Source organism: Agromyces soli, from assembly GCF_022811605.1.
In the GTDB taxonomy this organism is placed as follows: domain Bacteria; phylum Actinomycetota; class Actinomycetes; order Actinomycetales; family Microbacteriaceae; genus Agromyces; species Agromyces soli.
Genome location: NZ_CP094533.1, coordinates 1,237,992 through 1,256,586, shown reverse-complemented (window position 1 = coordinate 1,256,586; position 18,595 = coordinate 1,237,992). Strand labels below are relative to the sequence as shown.

Genomic DNA, 18,595 nt, shown 5'->3' with positions numbered 1-18,595 from the left:
CCCATGACCTTCGACGCGATCGGCATCGCCGGCTCCGCTCTGACCGTGCACCGCAAGTGGCTCGACGCGGTCTCGGACAACCTCGCCAACATCAACACGGCGACGCCCACGAACGGCGACGCCTTCCAGGCGCGCTACGTCATCGCCCAGGCCGGCGAGGGCACCTCCGGCGTGTACGTGCAGGGCGCCGCGTACGGGGACGCCGAGGGCCGCATGGTCTACGAGCCGGCGCACCCGCTCGCCGACGCGGAGGGCTACGTGCGGTACCCGGACATCGACCTGTCCAGCCAGATGGGCTCGCTGATCATGGCGCAGCGCGGCTACCAGGCGAACGCCGCGGTCGTCGACCGGGCCCGCGAGACCTACATGTCGGCCCTGCAGATCGGACGCAGCTGATGCCCATCCCCGGAGTGAACGGCGTCCAGGCCGGCGTGCAGGCTGTGGCCCAGAGCGGCTACCTCGAACCCGACGCGACCACCACGGCCGGGGCCACGGGCACCGGCGGCGCGGCCTTCGCGGGCGTGCTCGGTGCCGTCGACGGCGCGCAGGCGCTGCAGGCCGAGTCGAAGACGCTCGCGCTGAAGGCCGTCACCGGCGACCTCACCGACATCCACCAGGCCACCCTCGCGTCCTCGCGCGCGGCGGTCACGCTCGAGCTCGTCGCCGCCGTGCGCAACAAGGGCGTCGAGGCGTTCAACGAGATCATGCGGATGCAGGCCTGATGCCCGCCCCCGTCAAGGCCGGGCTCGCGCGGATCGGCGCGTTCGTCGGCGGCTTCAGCACCGCGCAGCGGGTGCTCGCCGTGCTCGCGGTCGGCCTGCTCGTGCTCGGCGTCGTCGGCCTCGCCGCCTGGCTCACGAAGCCGTCGTACACGCCGCTGTTCAGCGGGCTGTCCGGCTCCGACGCGAGCGCCGTCGTCGAGCAGCTGCGCTCGGGCAACGTGCCCTACGAGCTCGCCGACGGCGGCACCACGGTGCTCGTGCCCGAGCAGGTCGTCTACGAGGAGCGCATCAAGGCGGCCTCGGCCGGCCTCCCGGCGAATTCCGATGGCGGCGGCTACGCGCTGCTCGACGACCTCGGCATGACGACCTCCTCGTTCCAGCAGTCGGTGACGTACAAGCGCGCCATCGAGGGCGAGCTCGCCTCGACGATCAAGGCGATGAAGGGCGTGCGCTCGGCCTCCGTGCAGCTCGCGCTGCCCGAGGAGACCGTGTTCGTCTCCGAGAAGGTCGACCCGACGGCATCCGTCTTCGTCGAGACCGACGCCGGCACGACGCTCTCGACCACCCAGGTGAACGCGATCACCCACCTCACGAGCGCCGCGGTCGAGGGCATGAAGGCCGAGGACGTCGCCGTCGTCGACGCGAACGGCAACGTGCTGTCCGCGGTCGGCGTCGGCGCCTCGGGCGGGGCCGAGAGCCGCGCGGCCGACTACGAGACCCGCACCACCACGGCCGTCCAGCAGATGCTCGACCGGATCGTGGGCTCCGGCAACTCCAGCGTGGCCGTCGCCGCGACGATCAGCGACGAGTCCGCCGAGGTCACCACCGAGCGCTTCGAGGGCACGGAGGAGACGCCGGCGCTGAACGAGTCCGTGAACACCGAGACCTACACCGGCACGGGCGGCGCCCAGGCCGGTGTGCTCGGCCCCGACAACATCGCGGTGCCGGGCGGCGCCGGCGGTGACGGCACGTACACTTCCGAGCAGCGGGTGCAGAACAACGCCGTCGACAAGGTCACCGAGACCCGCAGCATCCCGGCCGGCGCCGTCGCGAGGCAGACCGTGTCCGTCGCGATCGACCGCACCGCGGCGAAGGGGCTCTCCTCGAACGCGATCCAGGACCTCGTCGCCGCCGCGGCGGGCATCGACCGGCAGCGCGGCGACGCCGTGAACGTCGAGCTCGTCGACTTCAGCACAGCCGACTCCGAGCGGGCCACCGAGGCGCTGCGCTCCGCCGAGGCGCAGGCCGAGCAGGACCGCATCGCCGAGCTCATCCGCTGGGGCGCCATCGCCCTCGTGACCCTCGTCGTCGGCGTCGTCGGCGCGATCATCATCGCCCGCCGCCTGCGCCCGCGCCGCGAGCCCCTCGAGCTCGAGGAGGCCGTGCCGCACTACACGCAGGTGCTCGAGTCGGCGCCCGAGCCCATCGCCCTCGACGCGCCGACGGAGCCGATCGGCCCCGACCCGGCCGAGAGCCGCCGCAGCGACATCGCCCGGATGGCCCAGCAGGACCCCGAGCGCACCGCGAAGCTGCTGCGCGCCATGCTCGATGATCGGAGCGCCGGGTGAACGACGCCGCGACGATGACGGGTGCCCAGAAGGTCGCCCTCGTGCTGATGAACCTCGAGCGCGACCAGGCGGCCGCGCTGCTGAAGGAGTTCAGCGAGACCGAGGCGGAGGAGATCGCCGCCGAGATCATCCGGCTGCAGCGCGTGGACCTCGACGCCGCGGACCACGCGATCGCCGAGTTCCACGAGCTCGCCATGCGCGGCCGCCTCGCGGCCCGCGGCGGCCTCGACGTCGCGGAGGGGCTGCTCGAGTCCTCCTTCGGCAGCGAGCGCGCCACCGGTGTGATGAACCGCGTCGCCTCCTCGCTCGCCGGGCGCTCCTTCGAGTTCCTCGACGCGGCCGAGCCCGCCCAGGTCATCTCGCTGCTCGAGGCCGAGATGGCCGAGACGGTCGCACTCGTGCTCACCCACCTGCGCACCCCGCAGGCTTCGAACATCCTCGCGGCGCTGCCCGACGTGCGTCGGGCCGACGTCGCCGAGTGCATCGCCGGGCTGTCGAGCGCGACGCCCGCCGCCGTGGCCATCGTCTCCCAGGTGCTGAAGTCGCGCGCCGCCTCCATGATCTCGCCGCGCAGCGCCGCCGAGGTGACCGGCGGCGTGCAGCCGCTCGTCGACATCATCAACCGCGCGCCCGTCGCGACCGAGAAGGCGGTGCTGGAGGCGCTCGAGCAGCGCAACCCCGAGCTCGCCGCCGAGGTGCGCAGCCGACTGCTGACCTTCACCGACCTGGTGCGCTTCGAGGACCGCGACGTGCAGCTCATCGTGCGCGGCATCGACATGGGCGTGCTCGCCCTCGCCCTCCGCGGGGCGCCCGCCGCCGTCGAGGAGAAGATCCGCGCCAACCTCTCGGAGCGCAACCGCGAGCTGCTCGGCTCCGAGGTCGAGCTGCTCGGGCAGGTGCGCGTCTCGCAGGTCGAGGAGGCGCGCTCCGAGCTCGTGCGCATCATCCGCGAGCTCGCCGAGGAGGGCCGCATCACCGTGCAGCGAGGGGACGCCGATGAGTTCGTCTCGTGAGGCCGCCTTCGGCACGATCGACTTCCCGCGCATCGGTCGCCAGGGCGAGGCGGATGCCGCGGCCGAGGAGCGCGGCTACGCGCAGGGCCTCGCGGCCGCCCGCCGACGCACCGAGGCCGAGCGCGAGGAGCTGCTGACGGCGATCGCCGCGCAGGCCGCCGAACGAGAGGCGCGCCGCGACGCCGAGCACCGGGCTGCGATCGAGGCGCTCGTGCGCGCCCGCACGGCGCTCGAGGCGGCGGCCCTTCCGGTGCTCGCCGCGGCCGAGCGGCAGTTCGCGGAGGGCGCGCTCGCCCTCGCCGAGACGCTGCTCGGCGCCGAGCTCGCCGCAGACCCGGACGGCGCGGCCCGGGCGGCCCTCGACCGGGCGCTCGACCACGACGACACGGCGCTCGTCACGCGGGTGCGGATGCATCCCGCCGCCCTCGCCCGCGTCGCCGCCGCGGCCCCCGAGCACGTCGAGCTCGTCGCCGACGCCGCCCTGGGCGAGGCGGACGCCGTCGCGGAGCTGCCGGATGGGCTCGTCGACGCCCGCATCTCCGCGGCCCTCGACCGGGCCCGCCGTGCCATCCGGGAGTCGCGATGACGACGCTCCTCGACGCCCCGGCCTTCCGCTCAGCGCTGGACGCGGCACGGCCCGCCCGCCTCGGCCGGGTGCGCAGCGCCGTCGGTCTCGCGCTCGAGGTCGAGGGGCTGCCGCTCGCGGTGGGCGAGGTCGTCGAGCTCGGCGGCGCCTCCGCGGAGGTCGTCGCCGTGCGGCCGGGCGCGGCCTCGTGCATGCTGCTCACCCCGCTCGACGCCCCCGCCGTCGGCCTGCCCGTGCACCGCGTCGCGGGCACCGCGACCGCCCCCGTCGGCCGTGGCCTCCTCGGCCGCGTGATCGACGGGCTCGGCCGACCCATCGACGGCCGCGGGCCGATCCGCGCCGAGGCGCAGGTGCCGCTCCGGCATCCCTCGCCCCCGCCGCTCGACCGCGCCCGCATCGACCGCCGGCTGCAGACCGGGGTGCGCGTGCTCGACGCGCTCGTGCCGCTCGGCCGCGGCCAGCGGCTCGGCCTCTTCGCAGGCTCGGGCGTCGGCAAGTCGACCCTGCTGTCGATGATCGCCCGCGGCTCCGAGGCCGAGGTCTCGGTCATCGCGCTCATCGGCGAGCGCGGCCGCGAGGTGCGCGAGTTCCTCGAGGACGACCTCGGCCCCGCCGGCCTCGCCCGCTCGGTGGTCGTCGTGGCGACGGCCGACGAGCCGGCCCCGATGCGACTGCGCGCCGCGCAGCTCGCCACCCGCATCGCCGAGCACGAGCGCGAGCGCGGTGCGCACGTCGTGCTCATGATGGACTCCCTCACCCGCGTCGCCATGGCGCAGCGCGAGGTGGGCCTCTCGGCCGGCGAACCGCCCGCGACCCGCGGTTACCCGCCCTCGACGTTCGCCCTGCTCGCGCGACTCCTCGAGCGCGCCGGCGCCGGCACGAGCGGCTCGGTCACCGGCCTCTACACGGTGCTCGTCGACGGCGACGACCACAACGAGCCCATCGCCGACCAGGCCAGGTCGCTGCTCGACGGGCACGTCGTGCTCGATCGCCGGATCGCCGTGGCCGGCCGCTACCCCGCGGTCGACGTGCTCGGCTCGGTCTCCCGCGTCGCCGGCCGGATCACCCCGCCCGCGGAGCTCGCCGACGCCGCCGCCCTGCGCCGCGCCCTCGCCGCGCGCACCCAGGCGCAGGACCTCATCGACGTCGGCGCATACCAGCCCGGCGCGAACCCGCTCGTCGACGCGGCGCTCGCGAACGAGCACGCGATCGACGCGTTCCTCGGGCAGCGCCTCGGCGAGTCGACGCCGCTGGAGCAGACCACCGCCGCGCTCGCGGCACTCGTCGGTGCGATCGGAGGTGCCGCGGCATGAAGGGATTCCGCTTGGACGGCCTGCTGCGGGTGCGGCGGGTGCAGGAGGAGCGCACGGCGAGCGTGCTCGCCTCGCGCACGGCGAAGCTGCGCGACAGCGAGGCCCTGCGCGCCCGGGCGCGACGCGAGCTCTCCGCGTACGGGGAGCCGGGCACGCAGCTCGAGACGCTGCGCGCGATCGCCGCGGCGCGCGCCTCGAGCGAGGCGATGCTCGCCGAGCTCCTCGCCGCGAGCACGCTGCTCGAGGCCGAGGTCGACGAGGCGAAGCTGACGCACGACGAGGCGCGCCGCCGCGTGCGCACCCTCGAGCGCATGGAGGCCGCGCACGTCGAGGCCGAGCTCGGGACCGAGCTGCGCGTCGAGCAGAACCGACTGGACGAGATCGCGAACGGGCGCAGAGCCCGCGGAGGGGAGGAGTGATGGCCGCCGTCGACGCCGTCGCCCGCATGCAGGAGATCAGCCAGACCGTCGCCGCGCTGCAGGGCCGCCAGGCCGCCGCGAGCGACGGCACGGCCTTCGCCCAGGCGCTGCTCGCCGCGCTCGGCGCGAACGGGGCCACCGCCGCGAACGCCGCCTCGGGCGCCTCGCTCGACCGGAGCGGATCGCTCGCCCAGGGCGTCACCGGCGAGGACCTCGTCGCCGAGGCGAAGACCTGGGTCGGCGTGCCGTACGTGCTCGGAGGGAACGATCGTTCGGGCGTCGACTGCTCGGGCCTCGTGCAGCAGGTGCTCGCGAAGTTCGGCATCGACGCCGAGCGCCGCGTCTCGCTGCAGACCGATCTCGGCGTCGAGGTGCCGTCGATGGCGCAGGCGCAGCCGGGCGACCTCATCATCACGAACAACGCCGATCACGTCGTGATCTACGCGGGCGACGGGATGATCGTGCACGCGCCGTACGAGGGCCGCACGGTCTCATACCAGAAGAACTACCTCGACGAGTCGGACGTGCTGACGATCCGCCGGCTCGTGCCGGATGCCGGGCAGCCCGCGGCGGCCGCTCCGGCGGCGGCCGGAGCCGGCGCGCTCGGCGGTGCGGATGTCGCGGCGCAGCTGCAGGCGCTGCTGGCGTCCTCGGGCGGCGGGCTCAACGGGCTCGGGTCGGCGGGCATGCTCAGCGCCCTGCTCGGCCTCGGCGGCGCGGGCAGTGCGGGCGGGCTGGGCTCCGGCCTCGGCACGCTCGGCTCCGGCCTCGGCACGGCTGCGCCGGGCGCCGGCGGGCTCGGCGACCTCGTCGCCGCGGCCCAGCTGCAGGCCATCCTCCGGAGCGCCGCATGACCGCGATCGCCCCCGCGCTCCCCGCGCCCGCGCCCGCCGCGCGGGCAAGCGGCGCGAGCGGTACCGCGTCGAACGGGGACGGGGGCTTCGCGGCCGCGCTCGCGGGGATCGCGGGCACCGCACCGCAGCCGGATGCCTCGAGCACCGGCCCCGGAACCGGCACGATGCCCGACGGCGGCACCGCGCAGCAGCCGGCGAGCGAGGCCGTCCTCGAGGCGACCGTCGCCGCTGCACTCCCCGCGGCCTTCGCGCCGACGGCGCCCGCCCCGGCTCCCACTGCGGACCCCGGGCTCGCGCTCCCGCCGGCCGAGCCCGGCCCGGTCCAGACCGAAGCGCTCGCCGCGAGCGGTGCGGGCGCCGGCGACGCCGCGGTCGGTGCGGCGCTCGCCTCGGCCGCTGCATCCGCGGCCGCGCCCGCAGCGAGCCCGGCCGCGAGTCCGGCCGCGAACGGCGGGGCCGCGATCAGCACGCCGGGCACCGCCGCGGGCAGCGCCCCGGGCGTCGCCGCCAGCGGGTCTGCCGACGGCGTCGCCGGCGAGGGGGTGGGCGGCGGGCCGGGCTCCGAGCTCGGCGGCGGGGCGGACGGCGAGGCAGCCGACCGCGCTGCCTCGAGCACCGCACGGGCGTCCGCAGATCCGGGCGGCGGCGCGTCCGCCGACGCCGCCGCAGCCGCGCGCCAGGGCCGGACCGCAGGCGACGCGCGGGCAACCGCACTCGCCGACGAGGCATCCATCGTGCCGACCACCACGGCCGGCACGGCGAGCCCCTCGACGCCCGCGCCCGCGCCCGCGCCCGCGCCCGTCCCGGCGACGCCGGCGGCGGCGACGGCGGCGACGGGAGACGGGGTCGCGGCGCTCGCGGCATCCGCGCCGAGCTCGCCCGCGGCGGCCACCGCACCGACGGCGCCCGCCGCGGCCCCGGCCGGGGCATCCGCCGCGACCGCGCCAGCGCTCGCCGAGCAGCTCGGGGGCCACCTCGTCTCGCTCGCCCGCCGCGGACCCGGGGAGCACCTCGTGTCGGTGCGCGTCGCACCCGAGGAGTTCGGCCCGGTAACCGTGCGGGCCGTCGTCGGCGCCGACGGGCACGTGCGCGTCGAGCTGCACGCTCCGAGCGACGCGGGCCGCGAGGCGCTGCGGCAGGCGCTCGGCGACCTCCGCCGCGACGGTGCGGCCGCCGGCCTGGCCGGTTCGCTCGACCTCGCCCCGCAGGACCGCGACGGCGGACGGCAGGCCGGCGACGACGCCCGCACCGCCGCCCCCGCCGAGGAGCCGCGCGCCGCCGCACCCGCGCGCGCCCTCGCCCCGACCCCCGTCCCCACCGGACCGATGCCGCTCGGCACCGGCCTCGACGTGATCGCCTAGGAGGCACCGGATGACCGTCGACTCCGTGAACGCGACCGCCGGCAGCGCCGGCGCGAGCATGTACACCGGCCAGGTGGCGACCCGCCGGCCGAAGCAGGAGATGGACGGCGAGCTGTTCCTGAAGCTGCTCGTCACCCAGCTCGCCAATCAGGACCCGAGCTCGCCCATGGACACCAACGCCATGATCGGGCAGACCACGCAGCTCGCCACGATGGAGCAGCTCACGGCGCTGTCGAAGCGGCAGGAGGAGTCCTTCTCGCTGCAGATGCGCACCGCCGCGGCCGCCCTGATCGGCAAGGAGGTGGAGTACCTCGACGCCGACGGCAAGACCGTGAAGGGCGTCGCCGCCTCCGTCTCCTTCGCCGGCCCGATCCCGACCGTCGACGTGGGCGGGGTCTCCGTCGCGCTCGACAAGCTCTCCGCCGTCCGCACCTGACCCCGTCGCGGCATCCGCTCGCGACCGCACCGACCACCACGACCGACCCCGCGCTCCAGCGCACGACCGAAAGGACGCCACCGTGCTCCGCTCGATGTTCTCCGGGATCTCCGGACTCCGCGCCCACCAGACCATGCTCGACGTCACCGGCAACAACATCGCCAACGTCAACACCACCGGGTTCAAGGGCTCGGCGACGCAGTTCCAGGACACGCTGTCGCAGCTCATCCAGGGCGGCGGCGCCCCCGGCGCCGCGATCGGCGGCACCAACCCCGCCCAGATCGGCCTCGGCGTGCAGATCGCCGGCATCAGCACGAACTTCACCCAGGGCTCGGCGCAGGCGACCGGTCGCGCGAGCGACCTGATGATCTCGGGAGACGGCTTCTTCGTCGTCAACGCCGGCGGCGAGACGCTGTACACCCGGGCCGGCTCGTTCGACTTCGACGCGCAGGGTCGCCTGGTGTCGCCGAACGGCGGCTTCGTGCAGGGCTGGATGGCGCAGAACGGCGTCGTGAACCAGGGCGCCGGGCTGCAGAACATCACCCTGCCCCGCGGCGTCGTCGCCCCGGCCGTGCCGACCACCTCGGTGCGGTTCACCGGCAACCTGCCGCTGGACGCTGCGGCCGGCACCGAGATCGTCCGCGACATCGACGTCTACGACGCCTCGGGCAACGCCACGAGCGTCACCCTCTCGTTCACGCGCAGCGCGACCGGCTGGGACGTCGCCTCGGGCGGCACCAACCTCGGCGCGATGACCTTCGTCGACGGCCAGCCGACGGGCATCACTTCGGTCACCGTCGCGGGCGCGACGATCGACCTCGCCGGGGTCACCGGCTTCGCCGACCTCAGCACGCTGAAGGTCGCCGGGCAGGACGGCCGCCCGGCCGGCACGCTCGACGCCTACTCGATCGGCCCGGACGGCACGATCACAGGCACCTTCTCGAACGGTGCGACGCAGGCCGTCGGGCGCATCGCCCTCGCGACCTTCGTCAACCCGGGCGGCCTCGAGAAGGCCGGCGACTCCTCGTACCGGGCGACCGCGAACTCGGGCGCCGTCGAGCTCGGCGCCGCCGGCGACCCCGGCTACGGCAAGCTCGCGAGCGGCTACCTGGAGATGTCGAACGTCGACCTCTCCCAGGAGTTCACGAACCTGATCATCGCGCAGCGCGGCTTCCAGGCGAACGCCCGGATCATCACCACGAGCGACGAGGTGCTGCAGGAGCTCACGAACCTGAAGCGCTAGTCGGAGGGTCGGTGCGGCGGGGCGGGCCATTCCCGCTCCGCGGGCACCGGCTGCGCCACTTCGCGCTCCACGCGCCACCTGTACTGGCGCAACGCGGTCGAAGTGGCGCAGACGGTCCGCGAACGCCATCCCGGCCACCCGGCATCCTGCCCACGCGCCGCGCCGTCGGCCTTCCCTAGGCTGGAGCGGTGCAGCGGGCGATCGAGTGGTGGGACCGGCACCAGCTCGCGCTCGCCATCGCCGCCATCCTCGCGGGCGCGGCGATCGGGCTCGCGGCGCCGGCGCTCGCCCCGGCACTCTCGGCGGCGACGAATCCGGTGCTCGCCCTGCTGCTGTTCGCGACCTTCCTGGGCGTGCCGATCGACGGAGTCGGGCGTGCGCTGCGGGATGTCCGATTCCTCGGCACGGTGCTGCTCGTGAACTTCGTCGCGGTGCCGCTCCTGGTCTTCGGCGTCTCGCGCTTCGTCGCCGACGATCGGGGGCTGCTCCTCGGCGTGCTGCTCGTGCTGCTCACGCCGTGCGTGGACTACGTCATCGTGTTCACCGGCCTGGCCGGTGGAGCGCGCGAGCGGCTGCTCGCCGCGACCCCGCTGCTGATGGTGCTGCAGCTCGTGCTGCTGCCCGGGTACCTCTGGCTGTTCGCGGGCGGCGACGCCCTCGCCGTGCTCGACCCCGGGCCGTTCCTCGAGGCGTTCCTCGTGATCATCGTCCTGCCGCTGCTCGCGGCGGCGCTCGTGCAGGCGCTCGCCCGACGGCACCGCGCCCCCCGCGCGCTCGAGCGCAGCATGACCGGGGCGATGACCCCGCTGCTGCTGCTGACGCTCGTGGTCGTCGTCGGCTCGCAGATCGCCGCGGTCGGCGCCGAGGCCGTCGCGCTCGCGCGGCTCGTGCCGCTCTACCTCGCCTTCGCCGTGGTCATGGTCGGCGTCGGCATCCTGGCGGGGCGGATGGCCCGCCTCGACGTCCCGCGCACCCGCGCCGTCGTCTTCAGCGGGGTCACCAGGAATTCGCTCGTCGTGCTCCCGCTCGCCCTCGCCCTGCCGGCGAGCCTCGCGATCGCGCCGCTCGCGGTCGTCACGCAGACGCTCGTCGAACTGGTGGCCCTGCTCCTGCTGGTGCGGCTCGTGCCGGCGCTCGTCCCGGCGCGCGGGTAGCGGCGCCCCGCTCAGTCGTCGATCGTGATGTAGGTCTTGCGCAAGGTCTCGTGCACGTGCCAGACGCCCTCCCAGCCGCTCGGCATCACGAGCGTGTCACCGGCGCCGATGGTGGCCCGCTGCCCGCCGGTGGTCTCGACGGTCACCGAGCCGGAGAGGATCTGGCAGATCTCGGTGTAGCCGTCGCGACGGGCGGTGAAGCTGCCGGGCGAGCACTCCCAGAAGCCGACCTCGGTGCCGCCCGCGCTCCAGAGCGGGCTCGTCGCCTCGACGACGTCCGGCGTGGTGGCGGTCGGCTTCGGGGCCGGCTCGCCGAGGTCGGCGGCGAGCGGCTGGGACTGGATGACGAACTCGACGGTCATGCTGGTTCCTCTCGTGAGCGTGGAATCGTGGCCGGGCGCCGACGCGCCTCAGTGCCGTCCGGCGATGAGGTCGGCGAGCCGGGCGGTCGGCGCGGTCGTACCACGCCCGGCGAACTCGGCCCGGTCGGCGTTGCGGTAGAGCCCGTAGATGCCCTGCACGGCGAGCCAGCGCAGCGGCTCGAACTCCCAGTTGCGCGCGCGGTGCCCCACCCAGGGCAGCCGCACGAGCTCGGTGTCGCGCTGCAGCACCAGGTCGGCGAGGGTGCGCCCGGCGAGGTTCGTCGCGGTGACGCCCGTGCCGACGTAGCCGCCGGCCCAGCCGAGCCCGGTCGAGGCATCCAGCCCCACTGTCGCGGCCCAGTCGCGCGGCACGCCGAGCACGCCCGCCCAACCGTGCGCGATCGGCACGTCGGCCGCGGCGGGGAAGAAGCGGCGCAGCAGCGCCGTGAGCGACTCGATCGTCTGCGCCTGGGTGGCCCCGTCGGTGTCGACGCGCGAGCCGTAGCGGTACGGCACGCCGCGGCCGCCGAACGCGATACGGTCGTCGGCGGTGCGCTGCGCGTACATGTAGACGTGCGCGAAGTCGCCGAGGGTGTCGCGGCCGGCCCAGCCGAGCTCGTCCCACACCGCGGCGGGGATGGGGTCGGTCACGATCATCGAGGAGTTCATCGGCAGCCAGCGGCGGTGCTCGCCCTTCAGGTTCGCCGTGAAGCCCTCGGTCGCGCGCAGCACGTGCCCCGCGCGCACGACGCCGCGCTCGGTGACGGCCTCGCCCGGGCGGATCTCGGTGACGGTCGTCTGCTCGAGGATCGGCACGCCGAGCGCCTCGACCGCGGCGGCGAGGCCGCGGGCGAGCTTCGCCGGGTGCACGCGGGCGCAGTGCGGGTGCCACACGCCGCCGAGCGTGCCGGCGACGTTGACGCGGGCGGCGGATGCCTCGGCCGAGAGCAGCTCGACGTCGGCACCCGGCCATTCGGCCTCCGCCGCGGCGAAGGCCTGCATCCGCGCCAGCTGGGCGGGCGCGTACGCCACGTTGAGCTCGCCGCCCTTCACGAGGTCGGCGTCGATGCCCTCGGCCTCGGTGACCCGGGCGACCTCGTCGACGGTCTCGTTCAGGGCGCGCTGCTGGGCGATGGCGGCCTGGCGGCCGTGCGACTTCGCGTAGCGCTCCCGGCCGCCGGTCACGGAGTTGGTGAGCCATCCGCCGTTCCGGCCCGAGGCGCCGAAGCCCGCGAAGCGCGCTTCGAGCACGACGACCCGGAGGTCGGGCTGCAGCGTCTTCAGGTAGTACGCCGTCCAGAGTCCGGTGTAGCCGCCGCCGACGATCGCGACGTCGACGTCGAGGTCGCCGTCGAGCCCCTTGCGCGGCGCGGGGAGCCCGAGCTGCTGCCACCACCACGACACTCCGCCGTTGCCCGTCATCCTTGCCTCCTTGCGACGTTCCGTCCGACGACGGCCGTCCGTTCGATCATGCGGGACGCCCCGGCCGGGGCGCCACCGTCCAACTGCTGGCTTTCCGGACTCCGTCCGGACGATATGTCGTGCGCGGCGGCTCGAGGGCTCACTGTGCGCGTTCGGCGACCGCGCGGCCGCCGACGATCGTGCGCGCGACGCCGATCCCGCCGATCTCGTCGGGCGCGACCGTGTACGGGTCGGCGTCGAGCACGACGAGGTCGGCGCGCAGGCCGGGGGCGATCCGTCCCTTCTCCCGCTCCTCGCCGACGCCCTCGGCCGCCCAGCTCGTGAACATCCGTACGGCGTCGCGCACGGGGATCCGCTCGGGCGAGGGCCCGCCGTCGGCATCCGTGCGCCCGGCCGCGCCGGCGATGTTGGCGAGCGGTCCGACGGCGTCGGGCACGGTGCCCGTCGAGTCGGTCGCGCCGATCACGCGGTGCCCGGCGGCCACGAGGCTCGCGAGCGGCTGGAAGCCCCCCCGGTCGGCGTCGGACGAGGTCGCGAAGTGCGGCGTCGCGACGAGCCCGACCCCGGCGGCCGCGATCCGCGGCAGGTCGGCGAGATCGACGTAGTCGCCGCCGTGCTCGATCCGGTGCCGCACCCGCTCGGGCCGCACGCGGCGGGCCGCGCGCACCGCGTCGCAGGCGAGGCGGATGGCCCGGGGCGTGACGGCGTGCATCAGCAGCTGCACCCCCGCGGCATCCGCCCGGTTGACGAAGCGCGCGAGCTCCTCCGGCGCCCACTTGACGTCGTCGCGGGCGTGGCCGAGGCCGTCGCCGCCCTCGCCGTCAACGAAGATCTTCACGCCGCCGAAGCGCAGCCACTCGTCGCCGAAGCCCGACTCGGGGCCCCAGGCGAGCACCTCGTCGAGGCTCGCGGTGCGCGGCACGTGCGTGAACCAGCGCACCCGGAACGGCAGCTCGCCCGACTGCGCCAGACGGTGCAGGGCGCGCACGTCGTCGGCCGAGGTCGAGATCGTGCTGAGGCTCGTGGTGCCCTGCCGGGCGAACACCGGCACGGCGTGGGCGCGGAGCGCGGTCATCGTCTCCTCGACGGTGCACGTGGGCAACCGGTCCCACACCTCGGTGAAGACGCCCGTGGGGCCGTCCGAGTCGCGGTGCACGGTGATCCAGTCCGGCAGCACGTCGGGGTCGGCGAGGCCGAGCTCGCGCATCGCCGCAGTGTTGAGGCAGGCGACGTGGAGCCCGGCGAGCACGACGATGGGCTGCGCCGGGCTCACCCGGTCGAGCTCGACCCGGTGCGGCAGCCGGCCCTCGGCGACGTCGCGCTGCAGCCCGAAGGGGCCGCGGCCGATGATCCAGCCCTCGGGCTGCGCCCGGCGCGCGGCGGCGAGCACGTCGAGCATCTCGGCGAGGCTGCGGTGCCCGTGCAGCGGCACGTGGTGCTCGAGCGCCTGCACGGTGAGCTCGAGGTGGCAGTGCCCGTCGACGAAGCCGGGCAGCACGACGAGCCCGTCGAGCTCGACCGTTTCGTCGGCGTCGCGGATTCCGCCGGGCTCGGCGACGCGCACGATGCGGCCGTCGCGCACGAGCAGCTCGGCGGGGCGCGGCGCGTCCTCCGCGTCGACGAGTACGCGCGCGCCGCGGTACGCGACGGCGGGGCCGGGGACGAGGGATGCCTGGTCCGCCACGATGCCGCTCACGCCGCCTGCTCCGCGGGCCCGGGAGCGGGCACGACCACGGCGTGCTCGGCGTCCCAGCCGACCACGACCGCGTCGCCGAGGGCGATCGGCGCCGGGGCGTCGACGCCGTCGTGCAGCAGGCCGCTCGAGCCGTCCGCGTAGCGCAGGGTCACCCGGCGGAACGCACCGAAGTACGCGATGTTCACGACCCGGGCCTCGACCCGGTTCTGCACGCCGGCCCCGCCGCGCGCAGCGCTCTCGGCACCGCCGCGCGCAGCGCTCTCGACAGCGCCGCTTGCGACGCCGCTTGCGGCGCCGCCCGAGGCATCCGCCGCCCTGACGAGGCGCAGCCGCTCGGGGCGCACGACGACCGCGGCCGAGCCGCTCCCCGGGCCGTCGCCCGTGAAACGCAACGTCTGCTCGCCGAAGCGCAGCACGCCGGGTCCCGCGAGCTCGCCGCGGAACACGTTCGACTCGCCCAGGAACTCGGCGGCGAAGAGCGAGGCGGGCCGCTCGTACAGCTCCGCCGGCGTGCCGACCTGCACCACGCGACCCCGGTCGAACAGCACGATCCGGTCGGAGAGCCCGAGCGCCTCGCCCTGATCGTGGGTGACGAAGAGGAACGTCGTGCCGACCTCCCGGTGGATGCGGCTGATCTCGACCTGCATCCGGTCGCGGAGGGCCTTGTCGAGCGCGCCGAGCGGCTCGTCCATGAGCAGCACCGGCGGCCGGTAGACGAGCGCCCGGGCGAGGGCGACGCGCTGCTGCTGCCCGCCCGAGATCTGCTTCGGCGTGCGGTCGCCCAGGCCGTCGAGGCGCACCATCGCGAGCGACTCCTCGATGCGCGCGCCGATCTCGGCCTTCGAGAGCCCGCGGCCGTGCAGGCCGAAGGCGATGTTCTCGCGCACCGTCATGTGCGGGAACAGCGCGTAGTTCTGGAACACGACGCCGAGGTTGCGCTTGCTCGGCGGCAGTGCCGTGACGTCGGCGCCGGCGATCTCGATCCGGCCCGAACTCGGCTTCGCGAAGCCCGCGATCGTGTTGAGCGTCGTCGTCTTGCCCGAGCCGCTCGGGCCGAGGAAGGTGACGAATTCGCCGGGCTCGACGGCGAGGGAGACGTCGTCGACCCCGATCGCGCCCGAGCGGAAGCGCTTCGTGACCCGGTCGAGGCGCACCCCGCCGGTGCGCGTGGTGGGGGCCGGCTGCGCGGCCGTGGCGCTGCGGTCGGTCATGAGCTGCTCGCTTTCTGGCTGGAGCGCCGGCGGGTGAAGGCCGGCAGCAGGACGATCGCCGTGGTGAGGGCGAGGATGACGGTGGAGACGGCGGCGATCGTGGGATCGACCTCGTTCGTGACGCTGACGAACATCTCGATCGGCAGGGTGCGGATCGCAGGCGACTGCAGGAAGCTCGCCGCGACGACCTCGTCGAACGAGGTCACGAAGGCGAACAGCGCGCCCGCGCCCACGCCCGGTGCGATCGCCGGCAGGGTGACCCTGACGAAGGTGCGCCACGGACCCGCGCCGAGACTCGCCGCGGCGCGTTCCAGCATCGGATCGGTGGTGCTGAGGCTCGACGTCACCGTCACGATGACGAACGGGATCGCGAGCACCGTGTGCGCGAGCAGGAAGCCGAGCAGGTTGCCCGTGAGCTGCCAGCGCAGGTACACCGAGTAGATCGCGACCGCCGAGACGATGCCGGGCACGATCATCGGCGCGACGAGCACGCCCGTCGCGAGGGCGGCGACGCGGCCGCCGAGGCGGTGGATGCCGAGGGCCGCCGCCGTGCCGAGCACGGTGCAGATCAGGGTGACGAGCACGCCGACGAGGATCGAGGTGCCGATCGCGGAGGTCCAGCGCTGGTCGGTGAAGAGGTTCACGTACCAGTCGACCGAGAGGCCGTCCGGCGGGAACTTGAAGCTCCGCTTCTCGGCGAAGGAGATCGGCACCACGATGAGCAGCGGCGCGACGAGCAGCACCGCGACGAGCACCGCCCAGATCCGCAGGCCCCAGCCGGGGCGGGTGGTCTCATCCATCGTCGCGGCCTCCGTCCGTCTTCGCGCCGGGCACGAGTGCCCGTACCCCGCCGCCGACGGCGAGCAGCAGCACGACCGTGATGACGAGCAGCACGACCGAGATGGCCCCGGCACCCGGGAAGTCGAGCAGCTTGCCGACCTTGGTCTCGATCAGCTGGCCGACGAGGGACTGCTGCGGCGAGCCGATCAGCCGCGGCGTCACCCAGAATCCGAGGCTCAGGATGAAGACGAGCACCGAGCCCGCGGCGACGCCCGGAACCGACAGCGGCAGGTACACGGTGCGGAAGGCGCGGAAGCGCGAGGCCCCCATCGAGTGCGCCGCGCTCAGCAGTCGCCGGTCGATGCCGCTCATCGTGTTGAACAGCGGCAGCACCATGAACGGCAGCAGCACCTGCGTCATCGCGATCGTGACGCCCAGCTGCGAGCCGAGCAGCTTCACCCCGTCGAGGCCGAGCAGCCCGAGGAAGCCGGCGACCGGCCCGCTCGGCTGCAGCAGCACGATCCACGCGAAGGTGCGCGCCATGAGGCTCGACCAGAACGGCAGCAGCACGAGGAAGAGCAGGAAGGTGCGCATCCCCGGCCCGCAGAGGCTCATCAGGTACGCGTACGGGTAGGCGAGCGCCAGCGTGACGACGGTCACGAGCAGTGCCACGACAAGGGTGCGCACGAGGATCGTCACCGTCGTCTCGTTCGTGACGAGGTCGACGTACTGACCGAACCCCGGGGTGGGCTCGAGGAAGCTCCGCGCCGAGAGCGCGAACACCGGGTACACGAAGAAGACGAGCACCACGACGAGCGCCGGGAGCAGCAGCAGCACGGCCCAGCCGCGCGAGCGCGCGGAGTTCATGCCGAGTCCTCCCGCCGCCAGACGACCTCGCCGCCGACGACGGTCAGCTCGGCCTCGAGGCCGGCGAGCCGCTCGGGCGGCAGGGTGCGCGGGTCCTCGGCGTAGACGGCGCAGTCGCCGTGCATGCCGATCCCGAGGGCGCCGATGCGGCGCTCGTTGAACCCCGCCTCCGCGGCGAACTCGGTGTAGGTGCGCACTGCGGTGTGCACGTCGACCGCCTCCTCGGGGGCGACGATCGCGCCCGAGCCGGTGCGCCGGTCGAGCATGCGCGCCACGCCGAACCAGGGGTTCGTCGCGAAGGGCTGGGTGCCGCCCGTGTCGGAGTTGCCCGGCGGGCGCATGCCCGCCTCGACGAGCGTGCGGTACGCGTAGACGCCCGTGCCGACATCGGCGTGGATGAAGCCCGCCGTCGGCACCGCGATCACGTCGAGCTCGCGCATCCGGCGCACGATCGCGTCGTCGACCCAGAGGTTCGCGGCGTGCTCGAGCCGCGTGCGGCGGTCGCCGGGTCCGGCCACGCGCGCGGCCTCCTCGATCGCGTCGAGGGCGAGGTGCTGGGCGAGGTCGCCGATCGCGTGGATCCACACCTGCAGCCCGGCGCGGTGCGCGACGGTCAGCACGTGCACGATCTCGGCGTACTGGCGGGTGTTCGTGCTCCAGCGCCCCGGGCTCTTGTCGAGGTGCGCCGAGTCGAACGCCGAAGTGTCGTCGCCGTCGAGGAACACCTTGAGGCCGCCGAGCCAGAGCCGTTCGTCGCCGAAGCCGGAGGCGAGCCCGGTCTCGGCGAGCTGTTCGGGCGAGCGCAGGATGGCGTGCAGCCCGGGCGCCACGGTCAGCGTGAGGCTGAGCCGCGCGGGCAGCTCGCCGGCGGCGCGGAGCGCCTGATAGGCGCGGATGCCGTCGGCCGTCGCCGGGAGCTCGTAGATGGTGGTCACGCCGTGCCTGGCGAAGGACTCGCGCAGCTCGTCGCGGAGCATCGCCCGCAGCCGCTCGGGCGGCGGGGCCGGCACGGGGAAGAGGTGGTAGCCCTCCTCGACGACGCCGCTCGGGGCGCCGTCCTCGCCGATCACGACGAGGGTGCCGACGGGCGAGGTGGCCCCGCGGACGAGCCCGGCCCGCTCCAGTGCCGCCGTGTTCGCGGTGAGGCGGTGCATGCTCTCGCGCACGAGGATCGGCACCTCTCGGGAGACGGCGTCGAGCTCGTCGCGGCTCGGCAGGTCCTGCCCGTAGGTGCCCTGGGCGACGAGCCAGCCGTCGACGCCGTCGGCGACGGCCGCCGCCAGCCGTGCGAGCGTCTCGGCGCGGGGCGCCTGCCGCACGTCGAGCCAGTCGCGGCTCAGGGCGCAGAACTCGACGTGGGTGTGCGAGTCGATGAGGCCGGGCAGCACGGTGCGGCCGTCGAGCTCCACGACGGGGGTGCCGGGCCGGGCGGCGGCGAGCACCTCCTCGGCGGTGCCGACGAGGCGCACGGCACCGTGCTCGATGAGCAGCGCTTCGGCGTCCGGCGTGCCGGGGTGCAGGGTGGCGATGGTGCCGCCCACGAGGGCGAGGTCGTTCATGTGGCTCCGTCGATGGCTCGGATGCTGGA

At 74.7% G+C, this 18,595-nt stretch carries 19 protein-coding genes; 12 read left to right on the top strand and 7 right to left on the bottom strand.

Annotated elements, in window-relative coordinates; all coding sequences use genetic code 11:
* Positions 1-3: 3 nt before the first annotated feature.
* The 12 genes from MTP13_RS06000 to MTP13_RS05945 all read left to right on the top strand — a co-directional run bounded on the left by MTP13_RS06000 (position 4) and on the right by MTP13_RS05945 (position 10,669).
* Positions 4-396 (top strand): flagellar basal body rod protein FlgC, encoded by a 393-nt coding sequence (locus tag MTP13_RS06000; protein ID WP_189084214.1) that lies wholly within the window; start codon positions 4-6, stop codon positions 394-396.
* On the top strand, positions 396-722 hold the full coding sequence (gene fliE / locus MTP13_RS05995; RefSeq protein ID WP_243570168.1) for a flagellar hook-basal body complex protein FliE: 327 nt from the start codon (positions 396-398) through the stop codon (positions 720-722). The genes MTP13_RS06000 and fliE overlap by 1 nt, the downstream gene beginning before the upstream one ends.
* Positions 722-2,290 (top strand): flagellar basal-body MS-ring/collar protein FliF, encoded by a 1,569-nt coding sequence (gene fliF, locus MTP13_RS05990; RefSeq protein WP_243570167.1) that lies wholly within the window; start codon positions 722-724, stop codon positions 2,288-2,290. The genes fliE and fliF overlap by 1 nt, the downstream gene beginning before the upstream one ends.
* Positions 2,287-3,303: a flagellar motor switch protein FliG gene (gene fliG / locus MTP13_RS05985; protein WP_341681312.1), complete on the top strand. Its 1,017-nt coding sequence runs from the start codon at positions 2,287-2,289 to the stop codon at positions 3,301-3,303. Before fliF ends, fliG begins: the two co-directional genes overlap by 4 nt.
* Positions 3,287-3,889 carry a FliH/SctL family protein gene (locus MTP13_RS05980; RefSeq protein ID WP_243570166.1) on the top strand — a complete coding sequence of 201 codons (603 nt, stop codon included), beginning with the start codon at positions 3,287-3,289 and terminating at the stop codon, positions 3,887-3,889. Before fliG ends, MTP13_RS05980 begins: the two co-directional genes overlap by 17 nt.
* Positions 3,886-5,202, top strand: a complete 1,317-nt coding sequence (locus MTP13_RS05975; RefSeq protein ID WP_243570165.1) for a FliI/YscN family ATPase — start codon at positions 3,886-3,888, stop codon at positions 5,200-5,202. Before MTP13_RS05980 ends, MTP13_RS05975 begins: the two co-directional genes overlap by 4 nt.
* Complete coding sequence (locus MTP13_RS05970; RefSeq protein WP_243570164.1) at positions 5,199-5,621, top strand: hypothetical protein; 423 nt, start codon at positions 5,199-5,201, stop codon at positions 5,619-5,621. The genes MTP13_RS05975 and MTP13_RS05970 overlap by 4 nt, the downstream gene beginning before the upstream one ends.
* Entirely contained in the window at positions 5,621-6,475 is an 855-nt protein-coding gene (locus tag MTP13_RS05965; RefSeq protein ID WP_279399765.1) for a C40 family peptidase, read from the top strand. Before MTP13_RS05970 ends, MTP13_RS05965 begins: the two co-directional genes overlap by 1 nt.
* Positions 6,472-7,836, top strand: a complete 1,365-nt coding sequence (locus MTP13_RS05960) for a flagellar hook-length control protein FliK (RefSeq protein ID WP_243570163.1) — start codon at positions 6,472-6,474, stop codon at positions 7,834-7,836. The genes MTP13_RS05965 and MTP13_RS05960 overlap by 4 nt, the downstream gene beginning before the upstream one ends.
* Positions 7,837-7,846: 10 nt before the next feature.
* Positions 7,847-8,272 carry a flagellar hook assembly protein FlgD gene (locus MTP13_RS05955; protein ID WP_243570162.1) on the top strand — a complete coding sequence of 142 codons (426 nt, stop codon included), beginning with the start codon at positions 7,847-7,849 and terminating at the stop codon, positions 8,270-8,272.
* A gap of 82 nt (positions 8,273-8,354) precedes the next feature.
* The gene (locus MTP13_RS05950; protein ID WP_189084205.1) at positions 8,355-9,515 is read left to right on the top strand and encodes a flagellar hook protein FlgE; all 1,161 of its coding nucleotides are present in this window, start codon (positions 8,355-8,357) and stop codon (positions 9,513-9,515) included.
* 188 nt (positions 9,516-9,703) lie between these two features.
* Positions 9,704-10,669 carry a bile acid:sodium symporter gene (locus tag MTP13_RS05945; protein ID WP_243570161.1) on the top strand — a complete coding sequence of 322 codons (966 nt, stop codon included), beginning with the start codon at positions 9,704-9,706 and terminating at the stop codon, positions 10,667-10,669.
* Between the two features lie 11 nt (positions 10,670-10,680).
* On the opposite strand, the gene MTP13_RS05940 is transcribed toward MTP13_RS05945, so the two are convergent.
* The 7 genes from MTP13_RS05940 to MTP13_RS05910 form a co-directional block, all read right to left on the bottom strand.
* Positions 10,681-11,031, bottom strand: a complete 351-nt coding sequence (locus MTP13_RS05940; protein WP_243570160.1) for a cupin domain-containing protein — start codon at positions 11,029-11,031, stop codon at positions 10,681-10,683.
* A gap of 48 nt (positions 11,032-11,079) precedes the next feature.
* Positions 11,080-12,453, bottom strand: coding sequence for an NAD(P)/FAD-dependent oxidoreductase (locus tag MTP13_RS05935; RefSeq protein ID WP_243570159.1), 1,374 nt, complete (start codon positions 12,451-12,453; stop codon positions 11,080-11,082).
* A 139-nt stretch (positions 12,454-12,592) separates the two neighbouring features.
* Entirely contained in the window at positions 12,593-14,149 is a 1,557-nt protein-coding gene (locus MTP13_RS05930) for an amidohydrolase (protein ID WP_243570158.1), read from the bottom strand.
* Positions 14,146-15,360 (bottom strand): ABC transporter ATP-binding protein, encoded by a 1,215-nt coding sequence (locus tag MTP13_RS05925; protein ID WP_243570157.1) that lies wholly within the window; start codon positions 15,358-15,360, stop codon positions 14,146-14,148. The genes MTP13_RS05930 and MTP13_RS05925 overlap by 4 nt, the downstream gene beginning before the upstream one ends.
* The gene (locus MTP13_RS05920; RefSeq protein WP_243570156.1) at positions 15,357-16,160 is read right to left on the bottom strand and encodes an ABC transporter permease; all 804 of its coding nucleotides are present in this window, start codon (positions 16,158-16,160) and stop codon (positions 15,357-15,359) included. The genes MTP13_RS05925 and MTP13_RS05920 overlap by 4 nt, the downstream gene beginning before the upstream one ends.
* A complete protein-coding gene (locus MTP13_RS05915; RefSeq protein ID WP_243570155.1) occupies positions 16,153-17,007 on the bottom strand; it encodes an ABC transporter permease in 855 nt (284 codons plus the stop codon). Before MTP13_RS05915 ends, MTP13_RS05920 begins: the two co-directional genes overlap by 8 nt.
* Positions 17,004-18,566 carry an amidohydrolase gene (locus MTP13_RS05910; protein ID WP_243570154.1) on the bottom strand — a complete coding sequence of 521 codons (1,563 nt, stop codon included), beginning with the start codon at positions 18,564-18,566 and terminating at the stop codon, positions 17,004-17,006. Before MTP13_RS05910 ends, MTP13_RS05915 begins: the two co-directional genes overlap by 4 nt.
* Between the last annotated feature and the right edge of the window lie 29 nt (positions 18,567-18,595).

Excerpts from the sequence above, each read along its gene's own strand:
- MTP13_RS06000 (WP_189084214.1), top strand. The coding sequence starts at position 4 with ATGACCTTCGACGCGATCGGCATCGCCGGCTCCGCTCTGACCGTGCAC.
- MTP13_RS05980 (WP_243570166.1), top strand. The coding sequence starts at position 3,287 with ATGAGTTCGTCTCGTGAGGCCGCCTTCGGCACGATCGACTTCCCGCGC.
- MTP13_RS05940 (WP_243570160.1), bottom strand. The coding sequence starts at position 11,031 with ATGACCGTCGAGTTCGTCATCCAGTCCCAGCCGCTCGCCGCCGACCTC.
- MTP13_RS05925 (WP_243570157.1), bottom strand. The coding sequence starts at position 15,360 with ATGACCGACCGCAGCGCCACGGCCGCGCAGCCGGCCCCCACCACGCGC.
- MTP13_RS05965 (WP_279399765.1), top strand. The coding sequence starts at position 5,621 with ATGGCCGCCGTCGACGCCGTCGCCCGCATGCAGGAGATCAGCCAGACC.
- MTP13_RS05970 (WP_243570164.1), top strand. The coding sequence starts at position 5,199 with ATGAAGGGATTCCGCTTGGACGGCCTGCTGCGGGTGCGGCGGGTGCAG.
- MTP13_RS05955 (WP_243570162.1), top strand. The coding sequence starts at position 7,847 with ATGACCGTCGACTCCGTGAACGCGACCGCCGGCAGCGCCGGCGCGAGC.
- MTP13_RS05920 (WP_243570156.1), bottom strand. The coding sequence starts at position 16,160 with ATGGATGAGACCACCCGCCCCGGCTGGGGCCTGCGGATCTGGGCGGTG.
- MTP13_RS05910 (WP_243570154.1), bottom strand. The coding sequence starts at position 18,566 with ATGAACGACCTCGCCCTCGTGGGCGGCACCATCGCCACCCTGCACCCC.
- fliE (WP_243570168.1), top strand. The coding sequence starts at position 396 with ATGCCCATCCCCGGAGTGAACGGCGTCCAGGCCGGCGTGCAGGCTGTG.
- MTP13_RS05975 (WP_243570165.1), top strand. The coding sequence starts at position 3,886 with ATGACGACGCTCCTCGACGCCCCGGCCTTCCGCTCAGCGCTGGACGCG.
- fliF (WP_243570167.1), top strand. The coding sequence starts at position 722 with ATGCCCGCCCCCGTCAAGGCCGGGCTCGCGCGGATCGGCGCGTTCGTC.
- MTP13_RS05935 (WP_243570159.1), bottom strand. The coding sequence starts at position 12,453 with ATGACGGGCAACGGCGGAGTGTCGTGGTGGTGGCAGCAGCTCGGGCTC.
- MTP13_RS05960 (WP_243570163.1), top strand. The coding sequence starts at position 6,472 with ATGACCGCGATCGCCCCCGCGCTCCCCGCGCCCGCGCCCGCCGCGCGG.
- MTP13_RS05915 (WP_243570155.1), bottom strand. The coding sequence starts at position 17,007 with ATGAACTCCGCGCGCTCGCGCGGCTGGGCCGTGCTGCTGCTGCTCCCG.